Below are 13,162 nucleotides of genomic sequence, written 5' to 3' on the forward strand. Positions count from 1 at the left end.
AAATGACTGAACAATTCGAATTATTTAATCGAAAAACTCAAGCAATTGTATACGGTTTTCAAGCAAATGCAATCCAGCGTATGTTAGATTTTGATTTTGTGTGTAAAAGAGACACCCCCTCAGTAGCAGCCATCATTCGTCCAAGTCAAGCAGGAGCAATTGGATATCATAAAGTATTTTGGGGAGGAAAGGAAATTGTTATCCCAATTTATAGAAGACTCTCTTTGGCAATTAAAAAACATCCTAATGCCGATGTAATGATAAATTTCTCCTCATTTCGATCTGCTTATCCAACAACAAAAGAAGCATTAGAATCAGATACTATTCGAACTGTTGCGGTGATTGCAGAGGGTATACCAGAGCGTCAAAGTCGAGAAATCTTGAAATTAGCAAAAGAAAGAGGAAAAACAATAATCGGCCCAGCCACTGTTGGGGGTATGAGATCAGGAGCATTTAAAATAGGAAATACTGCAGGAACCATAGAGAACATTGTTTTATCAAAGCTCTATCGACCAGGGAGTGTTGGACTCGTCTCCAAAAGCGGTGGGATGAGTAATGAATTAAATTTTATGATCGCAGAAAATTCTGATGGAGTTTATGAAGCAATTGCTATTGGTGGTGATCGTTATGCAGGATCTTCCCTCTTAGATCATCTACTCCGCTTTGAAGCTAATCCCAAGATAAAAATGCATGTTTGTTTAGGAGAAGTAGGGGGAACAGGGGAAGTAGATGTGGCAAATGCCTTAAAAGATGGTAGAATCAAAAAACCCCTTGTTATGTGGTGCATAGGAACTGCAGCTAAACTACTCCCTGCAGGACTTCAGTTCGGACATGCAGGAGCGATGGCAAGTAGTCATTTAGAAACAGCTGAAGCTAAGAATAAATTATTATCAGAAGTGGGAGCTATTGTTCCAACTTCCTATGATGATTTAGGTGAAAAAATTCATGAAGTTTTTGAAAAATTAAAAGCTGAAGGAAAGATTGAACCTGTTGAAGATTTTGAACCACCTAAATTACCAATGGATTATACAGAAGCTAATCGATTAGGTTTGGTTAGGAGACCAACTGATGTAGTTTGTACTATCAGTGATGAACGAGGGGATGTACCAATGTTCTCAGGAGTTGGTCTAGACTCAATAGTAGAACAGAATAAGTCTATAGGATATACAATAGGTCTTTTGTGGTTTAAAAGAGAATTACCTCAATTTGCGCAAAATTATATTGAAATAGTCATAAAATTGACCTCAGATCATGGGCCTGCGGTCTCAGGAGCTCATAATGCGATAGTTACTGCACGAGCTGGTCGTGATTTGATGTCCTCTCTATCTAGTGGCATTTTAACAATAGGTCCAAGATTTGGTGGTGCAATTTCTGATGCTGCTAAATATATGAAAATGGCACTTGAAAGGAAAATGAATCCTCAAGAATTTGTAGATCATATGAAAAACGTCGAAGGGATCAACATTCCTGGAATTGGTCATCGAATTAAGTCTCTTCAAAATCCTGATGTTCGAGTGAAACTATTGAAAGAATTTGTGTTAAAAAACTTTGAAAAACATCCCTATCTAGACTTTGCATTAGAAGTGGAAAAAATAACCACAGCTAAACGTAATAATTTAATCCTGAATGTCGATGGTTGTATTGGAATATGTTTCATGGATCTTTTAGAAAATCTTGACTTCACAGAAGAAGAGAAAAATGATGTTGTTGAAAGTGAGGTACTAAATGGATTGTTTGTACTAGGTAGATCCATTGGTATGATGGGTCATATATTCGATCAAAAGCGACAAAGAGCTGGATTATATAGACAACCGTGGGATGAAATTCTATTTGCGGATTAAGAGAACTAAATTTTTTTATTAAAATTCAAATGAATTTAGTAGGTGCAAGAAAATGTCTGAAGAAGTTATTAGAAAAGCAACTGAGCATTTTGAAAAACTCGTGAGAGAGCAATTAAAACGCGTTGAACAAATGAAACAAGAACCTGATTGGCTAGATTTTAGTAAATTAAAGCCAATAATAATTGGAGCATGTGGTGGTGATGGAATTGGTCCTCATATTACACAACATGCTGTAAAAGTGTTAAAATTTCTCTTAAAAGAGGAAATCGATTCAGGAAAGGTTGAAATTCGAGATATTGAAGGTTTAACCATAGAAAATAGAGTTAAAGTAATGAAAGCTATCCCTGATGATGTACTTAACGAACTTAAGAAATGTCATGTGATCCTTAAAGGTCCCACTACCACTCCTTGGAAAGGATCTCCTTGGCCAAATATTGAGTCAGCTAATGTGGCAATGCGGAGAGAATTAGATCTTTTTGCAAATGTTCGACCTGTTAGAGTTCCTGAAAAAGGAATTGATTGGATGTTCTACCGAGAAAATACTGAAGGAGCCTATGTTCTAGGTTCAAAAGGTATAAATATTACAGATGATATGGCCATTGATTTTGCAGTGACGACCTCTCAAGGTTCAGATCGAATTATTCGTGCAGCATTCGACTATGCTAAGAAAAATAATATTAATAAAGTCACTGTCGTAACTAAGGCTAACGTAGTAAAGGCTACCGACGGAAAGTTTCTTTCAATTGCAGAAAAGATAGCAAAGGAATATCCTGATGTTAAATGGGACGATTGGTATATTGATATCATGACTGCCAAATTAATTGATCCTGCTCGCCAAAGTTCGTTCCGTGTTATCACAGCACCAAACTTATATGGAGATATTATTACAGATGAAGCTGCTCAAATACAAGGTGGATTAGGTACCGCTGGTGCAGCTAATATTGGTAAAAGATATTCTATGTTTGAAGCTGTGCATGGTAGCGGTCTTAAAATGGTAGATGAGGGTCGAGAAGGCTTTGCTGATCCTACAAGTATTATTAAAGCAGCTTCGATGCTTTTAAACCATATTGGCTTTACAGAAAAGTCTACTCGATTAGATAAAGCTTTAGAAATTTGTTCTCAATATGAGAAGAAAATAACTGTAACTGGACGAGACACAGGTGCTACAGGGGAAGAAATGGCCAAATACATCATTGAAACTCTCCAAGATTCTAATCTCGATCAAAAATGGCAAAGCTATCAATAAGCTTGCCTTTATCCTTTTTTTATCAGTCAAGGATATTTTCTTATGGTAGAAAGAAATCAATTTGATTTTTATTTGGTTAGAACTAGATGTCAGAGCATTTACAAAGAATTTTCAATAATATATATTTAGTTAAAGGAAAAAATGGTGGAAAATTTCCTTTTTCTAATTCCATTCTAATCTTCAACAGTCGTAATGAAGCAATACTTATAGATACAGGTTGTGGTATCGAAAAGCTTCATCAATTGAAAGATAAATTTCATATTTGTCGTATCATTAATTCTCATACTCATCCTGACCATTCAGCAGGAAATTGGATATTTAAAGAGGATGTTGAATCAATTGTGGTTCCTGAAGAAGGATTTAATACAAGCGGTAACATTTTTGCATTGTCTGAACGATTCACTGAATCTGGTGAGCTTGCCAAGAATTGGAGGGATTATGTTCCAGTCATATTAGGTATGAAAGATTGCAAACCTTCTCAAATCTTCAATAAAAATTCTGAAATTGGTTTCGGAGACATTATGCTCATCCCCATTTATACTCCAGGACATACTATTGACCACTATTGTTTCTACGAACCGAATGAAAGAATTTTATTTTCATTTGATATTGATTTGACATCATTTGGACCTTGGTATGGCCATCATGAATCAAACATAAAGGAGTTTAAAACCTCAATTGAAAGAATAAGTGAATTAGATATTAAAATCCTTGTCTCCTCCCATCGAAGCATAGTAACTGATAATATTTATGGGCAATTAGAAAGCTTTTATCAAAAATTCGATCAAAGAACGGAAAAAATCCAAAAATTACTAAATCAAGGTATTCGTTCTATTAGACAGCTAATTGAAAAAAAACCCATATATGGAAATTTCCCCTATGCTGAACCTTTATTGCGATTTTGGGAAGGAGAAATGATCAAAAAGCATATTAAAGAACTTCAACACGAAGGAAAATTTTCAGATATCCTTCTCTGAATTGTCTATTCTCTATCAGGTGAAAAATTCTAACAATGTAATAAAATAACTTAAAATATGTTTATTTGTGTATGAATTATTCATCTTATACTTTCCTTAAAATCAGTACGGATAGGGGTATTCAATTGCGGTAAGAATAGATGTTCCTTTTTCAATAAGAATTTTTTCTTCGATAAACAAATTCACCAGAAAAAGGACATCCCCATAGGAAACTTTAGGATAATAAAGATTAAGTAAAAGAAAAATGTCTTCAAGTGGAGTTTTACCATCTGCTAGATTTAATAATTCCAATAATACCCCTCCCCAATAATCTTTCCCAATTGCATCCAATTTAATTTTCTTGTACTCGCGACGGTCTGGTCTCATCAATCGTTTAATAGGGAATGGTCCTGTATAATTACGTGTAATCAGAGCTTGGCCAATTTTTTCAGGTTTTTGATCTCCAGAATCTGATTGAAGTTTCCTTCTAAAATGATTAAATTGACTTTTTATTAAATCTGAGAAATGATTCATATCTTCAATTAGAATCCCATTTTCATCTAGGGAAGTTAAGCTAATAATTCGTTTTAATCCTATATTTTCTAGGAGATCCCATAACTTTCTTTTTTGAATTATTGATAGTTCTTCTGATTGTGTTATGTTTGGTTCTGCTTTAAGAGATTCATCTATTACATCTAGGAATACCCTATTTATCGTTTCTTTTAGAAATCGTTCACTTGAAGTAGCTATCCCATAAGCTATAGCCCCAACAACTGTGCCAACACTTCTACATTCTAATGGATCTACTTTATCAATATTATCAGCACTTGTATGGTGAAAAGGATCTTCATGACCAAACATCGTACTAGGTATGGAAAAATAGAGATCGTTGGTAATGAGATGATCACTTCCACCTTCAAAAGGAGCAAATGTATAATTCAAACGATATGATCTCCCATTTTTACTATCTATTTGGTTCGCAGCCTTTTCTAGAGCCTGTCTAAGATTTGCACGGAGATAAGAAGGAGTAGAGATACTTGGAAAACATATGGTTAAAGGGGTACCAATCTTTTCTGGAGATTGCCCTACCATATCAAGGTTTAAAACTGCAAGAATTTTTCGTCTGCTTATTTTTCGCTGCTCATCATAAGTTTTTAGCCATTCTATAGTTCCTGAAAACTCAGGAACCCATAAAAATCGAATTGTTCGTTTGGGAGGAGATAATAATCCTGATCTTATCATTCTAATTAAACTCAAAATTAATTCTAATGTAGTAGCGCTACCTGAGGCATTGTCATTTGCACTTAACGCTGGATGACAAAGATGACTTATTACAACTATCTCCTCTGATGGGATTTTTGATCCGATTATTTCTGTTTCAAGTACATGCAATTTACCAGTTTCAATTGAAAAATTCGCGTCTATTTTAAATCTGACTTTAACTTCTTTATTTTGCTCTAGATACTGGTTTATTTCAAGAAACTGTTTATGAGAAATTGAGAAACCCGCAGTAACATTAGATAAGTCTTCTGCAGTTGGCCAGAATCCATCATATTGTATTGTAGAATCTCCTATCTTTGCAGCGCGCTCTAAGGTAGGATGTAAAATTAATCCCATTACAGCATGTTTTGCCGCTAATGAAAAAATATTTCTAGGACTAGTAGTTATTAAAGCAACCTTTTCCCGAGCATTCTTATAATCTATGCTACTATCACCCTTTCCAACATTAACAAGAGATGCTTCAAAATCAGCAGCTTTTGAATGTGTCAAAACACTCATTGGACAGTCATTAAATCGACAAAGACGTTTCTCAACAGGTTTTGTTAACCACAGTTCTCCTGATTTAATATTCCAAGAAATTGGGGAGATCCATCCCCAATTTTCCGACTTTCCATCGGCAGGATATTCGTACAAGGTTGAATTTATTTCATTTTTCTCTAAAATTAATTGAATGTATTTTACTGCGTCAAAATATCCTTGTGAACCTTGAATTCGATGATATTGAGATATCCGTGAGACCATGTTCATGACAGAGTGAAGAGAGAATTCTTGTGCCAAAATCTCAACTAATTGATCAATTATCATGACTAAAATCCTTTTCCATATTAATAATTCATTGTAGGAGAGAAAATTGATTTGAAAATATCTATTTGAAAAAATATTAAAAACTTAGAGGATGAAAAGAATCTGTAAATCTGGATATTTTTATTAATATTCGTTTTGTACGGATTATAGAAAAAGAAAAAAAGAGGAAAAAGGAAAATCCTTATTCAGTTAAGATGAAGCCACAGTGTAACTTAGGGTACCCCCAGCAAGAATTGTCTCTCGTTCACGTCCAGAAAGGTCATAAGACGTCTCTATATCTATATTCTGCGTGACATCATGGATTTTAATTGGGGTATTTTCCTTTAGAGCTTTTCGGACTCCTTTAATTTCTAGGATATCGCCATCTTTAATTTTAGTATAATCTTGGCTATTTAAAAATTTGAGAGGTAAAAGTCCAAAGTTCACAAGATTATCTCTATGTATACGAGCAAATGATTTAGTTAATACAACCTTGATTCCAAGAAACATTGGAGCTAAAGCAGCATGTTCTCGACTTGACCCTTGACCATAATTTTCACCGCCAATAATGATACCACCACCTTCTTCTTTACTTTCAAGTGCTCTTTTAGGGAAAGAAGGATCAACCTGTTCAAAAACATGTTTACTGATTTCGGGAAGATTTGATCGAAGCGGAAGTATACTAGCCCCTGCAGGCATGATATGATCAGTTGTAATATCATCTTCGGTTTTAAGAATTACTTTAATTCTCAGATCATCAGCTAAAGGATGAAAACTTGGCAATGGGGCGATATTTGGACCTCTAATGATTTCCACTTCTTCAGGTTTATCGGAAGGTTTTAGAATCATTGAATCATCGATTTCAATACTTTTAGGTAATTCTATTTTCGGATAAGGGCCTAATTTTTTCGGATCAGTAAATTCTCCAAAGACTGCCGCCGCAACAGCCACTTCTGGACTAACTAGATACGCTTGAGCATTTTTGGTACCAGATCTTCCTAAGAAATTTCTATTAAAAGTTCTCACTGTTACACCTTCATTTTTCGGAGCAAATCCCATACCAATACATGGTCCACACGCAGTCTCAAGAATTCTAGCTCCAGCAGCTATTGCATCAGCTAAATTCCCCCTTTTGGCCATTTCTAATAAGACTTGTCGTGATCCTGGCGATATACCAAGTTCAGTATTTGGGTGAATCTTTCGTCCTTTAAGAAGAGTAGAAACAATTAACATATCTTTCAATGAACTATTTGTACAAGAACCAATAGCAACTTGGTCAACTTTCATACCATATAATTCTGATAATGGAACTACATTACCTGGAGAATGAGGTTTAGCAACTAATGGTTGGAGGTCTGAAAGATTAATCTCAATAATTTCATCAAAGTCTTCATCTATCCCTTCAGGGATTTCTATCCATTGATCTTCTCTATTTTGCCATCTCAAAAAATCACGGGTAACTTCATCTGATGGGAATATTGAAGTTGTAGCACCTGTTTCTGCCCCCATATTGGTAATTGTGGCTCTTTCTGGAACAGATAAATTTTTTAAACCAGGGCCAAAATACTCTAAGATTTTTCCAACACCTCCTTTAACTGATATTCTTCGAAGTACCTCCAATATCACGTCTTTTGCTGCAACATACTCAGGTAAAGATCCTGTTAATTTTATTCCTATAATTTTCGGTGTTTTTAGGTAGAATAGTCCACCGCCCATAGCTACTGCAACATCAAGTCCTCCAGCACCTATTGCAATAGATCCCATACCCCCAGCAGTAGGAGTATGAGAATCTGAGCCAATTACAGTTTTACCAGGATGTGCAAAACGTTCAAGGAATACTTGGTGGCAAATGCCATTCCCAGGACGAGAAAATTGTATTCCGTATTTAGCTGCCACAGATTGCAAGTAACGATGATCATCTGGATTTTTAAAATCTGTTTGTAATGTATTATGATCTACTATTGAAACAGATAGTTCAGTTTTTACTTTATCAAGTCCCATTGCTTCAAATTGAAGGTAGGCCATAGTTCCTGTTGCATCCTGAGTTAGAGTATGGTCAATACGAATCCCAATTTCTTCTCCAACCTCAAACTTACCTTCAATAAGATGGTCTTGTAGTATTTTTTTAGCTATTGAAACCATTTTATGAATCTCCACATTTAATTTGCTTTCTTACTATTTTATTAAATAATTTTAATTTAATAAGTATAAATTGAAAAGTCCTTGTTTTTTTATAATTTTTTCTTGTCAATCCGAATGAATGAATTGAAGTATCAATATTCATGTGATATAATTGATGATCTTTTATCCCTAAAAAAATACCTATCTAAAAACTAGGAAAAAGAAACCTCTCAAAATTCAAATTCAGAGTTACCCAAATAAATAATTCTTAAACCTAGTAAGATCAATAATATAAAAGGGTCATTCTTTAATTTTATGAATTTAAATAAAGATTCCTAAACTATTTTGGAAAGATTATTAGTATATGGGCATTTAGCGATTATGAAGTGCTACTAACATTATTATTTTATGTATATTTTTAGAATCTATGAAATCTTCTTCAAAATTTCTTAATAATTAATCATCTTAGTTCTTATTGATTCGATATATACAATAATGGTCTCCCTCAGATAAACAATTAATCTTTTCAACATCAGATCCAACTAATTCTCTCAAATTTGATTCATCTACAAGACATGCTAAAGGTTGGTTTTGAACAACATCATAGAGAAGACAATTATAGTTCTTTAATAGAAAGTATTTCTCTTCCTCAATTAACATAGGAAATTTGGATCTATTTTGAAAAACCTTGGTGATCAAGGTCAATTTCTCTTTTAATGACAAGTCACGCATATTTATATTCAATTCTGTTTCAATTTCCTTTTTTATTTCATTCGCTCTTTCTTTTCCAATGTCTTCCAAAATAGTTTGAGCAATTTTAATTCCATGCAAGCTAATTATTTTATCTAACAAAAGTAATGAAAATTCTGAATAAGATTTTGGAAAGAGAGCTAGAGCATTTTCATGTAGAGAGTAAAAACTTGTAGGTCTCCCTAATCCACTTTTTTTCTCATTTTTAACTATCAGATTGTTCTTTTCTAATTCTATTAGATACATTCTTATAGCATTTTTACTCAAATCCAGCTCTTTTGACATTTTTTTTATTGAACATCCAATATCACTATCTTCTATTGGGCAGTTAACCAGTAAATACTCTAGAATCTTCAATCGTGTGGGAGAAAAGTAGTCAATAGCTTTTTGAGTCAACTTCAGATCACCCTATTCTTTTTAAAATGAAAGAATAAATTCACAGGTTTTTCCACCTCTTAAAATTGTTGAAATGGTGGTTACTGCGACACTTGTGTTTAAAATAGTTTCAAAGTTTTCTATTAACCAATTTGGAGAACATTCACAAATAATGGGAGAATCTACTAGCCCGGATGTTACAAGAGGACATCTACACTCTGAATACGACACTATTAAAGAATTTTCATCAAGTTTTTCATAAGTCTCTGTTTTCATTTTTTTATTCATGAGAAAAAGAAATTCATCAAGATTCTTTGTCTTTTCCCAATTTTCTATAAACAGATCACAAGAATGGACTAAAGCACATGCACGACCAGTAATTTCTAATATTTTAGGCCAAGTTTCATCATTCATTTTCTCAATTCCCCTCATAAGGCTGGAAAACCATTCTTTTAAAAAAAAATGAAGTTCACTATTTACAGATGAAGATCTATACCTCTTTGTTAATGCAGAAACCATAGGATAAAAACCACTCCCAGAAGCTTTGAGAATTATTCCAAGATAAGCTTAGTTTATTCTAGACAAACACAAGGAAGTGATAAGCAATCAGGTAAGATTGGTGAGGCTGCAGTAATATCTATTTCGTTTTCAGATATATCTCCACTAGCTGCTCTTCCAAGAAGGTTCAGGAACTCATCCGTAGTTTGAGGTCCATAATTCATAAGCTGTGAAAATAGTTCTATTTCAATTTTACGTAATGCGTTCGCTATATCACAAACTGAGTAACACCCACTTTCTATCTGAGTACGTGCCATTCTCAACTGGTTTAAAATATCATTTGGAATTTTTTTCTCCATTTGATATATTTTACCTGTGGTTGATGCTAATACTGCCCATTTCCAACCAAACCTAGAAAATAAAACTTCTAGTTCATCTTTAATGTGATTTAATTCTTCTCGACTTCTCGAAGGACTCTTTAAGTATTGTTCAATCATTGTTGATCTTATTAAATAAATATTGAAAGTTTTATAAATTTTTTCATTTTATAATTTTAAAATGATTAATATTTAAAAAAATTATAAAATAATAAGAGTTCAAATAATTGATTCTAAAGAGATTATCTACAAGTAAATCAAAGCTTATTTACACTCTAGGAAAATGTAACCTTTGTTTGTTATATCTCCCTCCCCATATCCAATATTTAAGAGGGAGAAAGAATTAAGGACTAAAATTTCCTCTTAATTTATTTTCCAACAGCCTTTGCTTTTTGATGTATTTCTCTATGATTTTTCCTAGCAATGCCACTCATAGTTGTAACAACATCAGCAAATTTCTTTCCTTCTGCAGCAGACATCCATTCAATGATAAAACGGTCATCTTCAATACCCTGTTTTTTCATCCAATTTCTGATTTTCTTTTCACGTTTAATAGCGAAATCGTTTCCAGAAATATAATGACAGTCTTGTGGATGACAACCTGTTAACATTACAGAACCAGCCCCAAGTTCAAATGCACGTTTGATGAAATCGACATCTATTCTGCCAGAACACATTACTCGAACAATCCTAGTATTGGTAGGATATTGAATTCGACTTGTTCCAGCCAAATCAGCACCACCATATGAGCACCAATTACAAGCAAATATCATTACCTTGTCAGAAGCATTATCTCTGAGTGCAATATCCACTTGCTTTAGAATCATCGTATCAGTAAAATTCGTCATTGTGATTGCATCTTGTGGACAATCTGCAGCACAGGTACCACAGCCTTTGCACAAAACTGGAATGACATTTGCGGGTGTTTTTTTCTGTTTATCAACAGTTATTGCATTATATGGACATCTTGTAGCACAAATGCCACAGGAATTACATAAGGTTGGATTAACCGAAGCAAATAATGGTTCCACAGAAAATTCACCCTTTGTAAGGACTCGAGTTACCCGTCCAGCGGCAGCACTTGCTTGAGTAACTGCTTCTCGGATGTCTTTTGGTGATTCTGCCCCGCCAGCAATGAAAACTCCATCTGTTGGAGTATCGACAGGACGCAGTTTTGGATGTGATTCGATATAAAATCCTTTTGGATCCTTCGCGATAGGAAAAGGGATAGGATCGGGTGAACCTTCAGCACCAATAGATAGAACAACCATATCATATTCTTCATTGATTAATTCTCCCGAGCGAGTATCTTCAACTGATATGAGAAGTTTCCTATCTTCCCCGAATTCCTGGATCTGAGAAGGTCGTCCACGAATGTATTTTATTCCTTCCTCTCTTGAACGAGTGTAAAGTTCTTCAAAACCTTTCCCAAAGGCACGAATATCCATGTAATATATTGTCACATCAACCTCAGGCCAATGCTCTTTTATTAAAAGAGTATCTTTTATGCTTTCCATACAACAGAAGTTAGAACAATAAGGATTAAATCGAACATCTCTTGATCCAACACAATTAATGAAGGCTACATTTTTAGGTCGTTTGAGATCACTCGGTCTAACAAGTTCGCCTGCGGTTGGACCTGCGGCATTAATCAATCGTTCAAATTCAAAGGTTGTTACTACATTGGAATAATCGCCCCAACCATATTCAGGGATCTTTGAGGCGTCAAAGATTTGGAATCCTACAGATACGATTATTGTACCAACTTTATAGGTAAATTCCTTTTCTGAGTCTTCATAATTAATCGCCTCTTTGTCACATTTTGTAGTGCATTTTCCACAAGCAAGAGGAGATAATCCAAGACAATTGTCTATATCAATAATGTAACTTGCTGGGACAGCTTGAGGATAGGGAATGTAGATCGCTTTTCTCCAGCCTAAGTTACCAGAGTATTCGTCAATTACATTAACAGGGCAAATGTCTACACAATCATCACAGGCTGTACAAAGGTCTTCATCAACATAACGAGGACGTTTTTTGATAGTAACTTCAAAATTACCAACATATCCCTCAATTTTTGTAACTTCAGCGTTAGCTATTAAATCAATATTATCATGGTTACCTACATCAGCCATCTTAGGCCCAAGAATACAGATAGAACAATCCATTGTGGGAAAAGTTTTATCAATTAAAGCCATTCTACCCCCTATGGTTGGACTTTTTTCAACCATAACAACATGATAATCATCAGCAAGATCTAATGCAGCTTGAATTCCAGCGACTCCTCCTCCAATGATAAGGACACGTTTCTCTACAGGAACAACAATTTCTTCCACAGGTTGAAGCATGGCGGCTTTAGCAACAGCCATTTCAGTTAATTCTTTTGCTTTAAGAGTTGCTTCCTCTTTTTCATGCAGATGAACCCAAGAACATTGTTCTCTAATATTGGCTACCTCAACTACTTCAGGGTTCAATCCAACTCGTTTCATTAGTTTCTTCCATGTTGGACCATGTAATCGAGGAGAGCATGCAGATACAACAATTTTATTTATACCCTGTTCCTTGATAGCTGTCTCTATTTCGACTTGTCCTGGATCTGAACAGGTATATGTATTAACTTGTACAATTTCTACATTTGGCATTGTTTCAATTTCTTTAGCAATTTCATCAATATCTACACTCCCTGCTTTGTTTTTTCCGCATTTACAAAGAAATACTCCGATTTTTGCCTCAGGTTCAGCTGTTTCTTTTTCTACACTTTCTGTCATCGAATTATTCACCAGTTTATTTAGTCTTACTTTGGGCTAGTTGATTAAGTCTTTCTAACTTCTGAGTAAATCCTTCCCGTGGACTATTGACAAACTCACCACAGATAATTTTTTTCATTTCATGTGAATATATCGCTTCATGGGGAGGGCAATCCTTCTTGATTAC

At 34.6% G+C, this 13,162-nt stretch carries 9 protein-coding genes; 3 read left to right on the top strand and 6 right to left on the bottom strand.

Annotated features, from left to right (window positions below; genetic code table 11):
- Positions 1-2 precede the first annotated feature (2 nt).
- The 3 genes from ACWVCY_RS01590 (at position 3) to ACWVCY_RS01600 (ending at position 4,064) form a co-directional block, all read left to right on the top strand.
- Positions 3-1,841: a citrate/2-methylcitrate synthase gene (locus ACWVCY_RS01590; protein WP_455139807.1), complete on the top strand. Its 1,839-nt coding sequence runs from the start codon at positions 3-5 to the stop codon at positions 1,839-1,841.
- A gap of 52 nt (positions 1,842-1,893) precedes the next feature.
- Positions 1,894-3,087, top strand: a complete 1,194-nt coding sequence (locus ACWVCY_RS01595; protein ID WP_455139809.1) for an isocitrate/isopropylmalate family dehydrogenase — start codon at positions 1,894-1,896, stop codon at positions 3,085-3,087.
- 86 nt (positions 3,088-3,173) lie between these two features.
- Positions 3,174-4,064 (top strand): MBL fold metallo-hydrolase, encoded by an 891-nt coding sequence (locus ACWVCY_RS01600; protein ID WP_455139811.1) that lies wholly within the window; start codon positions 3,174-3,176, stop codon positions 4,062-4,064.
- Positions 4,065-4,166: 102 nt separating this feature from the next.
- Here ACWVCY_RS01600 and ACWVCY_RS01605 read toward each other — a convergent pair whose 3' ends face one another.
- The 6 genes from ACWVCY_RS01605 to ACWVCY_RS01630 all read right to left on the bottom strand — a co-directional run bounded on the left by ACWVCY_RS01605 (position 4,167) and on the right by ACWVCY_RS01630 (position 12,996).
- A complete protein-coding gene (locus ACWVCY_RS01605) occupies positions 4,167-6,128 on the bottom strand; it encodes a DUF4910 domain-containing protein (protein WP_455139813.1) in 1,962 nt (653 codons plus the stop codon).
- A 189-nt stretch (positions 6,129-6,317) separates the two neighbouring features.
- The gene (locus ACWVCY_RS01610; RefSeq protein ID WP_455139815.1) at positions 6,318-8,249 is read right to left on the bottom strand and encodes an aconitate hydratase; all 1,932 of its coding nucleotides are present in this window, start codon (positions 8,247-8,249) and stop codon (positions 6,318-6,320) included.
- A gap of 444 nt (positions 8,250-8,693) precedes the next feature.
- Complete coding sequence (locus ACWVCY_RS01615; protein WP_455139817.1) at positions 8,694-9,374, bottom strand: helix-turn-helix transcriptional regulator; 681 nt, start codon at positions 9,372-9,374, stop codon at positions 8,694-8,696.
- Between the two features lie 21 nt (positions 9,375-9,395).
- Positions 9,396-9,767 carry a hypothetical protein gene (locus ACWVCY_RS01620; protein WP_455139819.1) on the bottom strand — a complete coding sequence of 124 codons (372 nt, stop codon included), beginning with the start codon at positions 9,765-9,767 and terminating at the stop codon, positions 9,396-9,398.
- Positions 9,768-9,925: 158 nt separating this feature from the next.
- Complete coding sequence (locus tag ACWVCY_RS01625) at positions 9,926-10,348, bottom strand: hypothetical protein (protein WP_455139821.1); 423 nt, start codon at positions 10,346-10,348, stop codon at positions 9,926-9,928.
- A 248-nt stretch (positions 10,349-10,596) separates the two neighbouring features.
- Positions 10,597-12,996 (bottom strand): hydrogenase iron-sulfur subunit, encoded by a 2,400-nt coding sequence (locus ACWVCY_RS01630; RefSeq protein ID WP_455139823.1) that lies wholly within the window; start codon positions 12,994-12,996, stop codon positions 10,597-10,599.
- Positions 12,997-13,162: the final 166 nt, after the last annotated feature.

The organism is Candidatus Hodarchaeum mangrovi, from assembly GCF_975850365.1.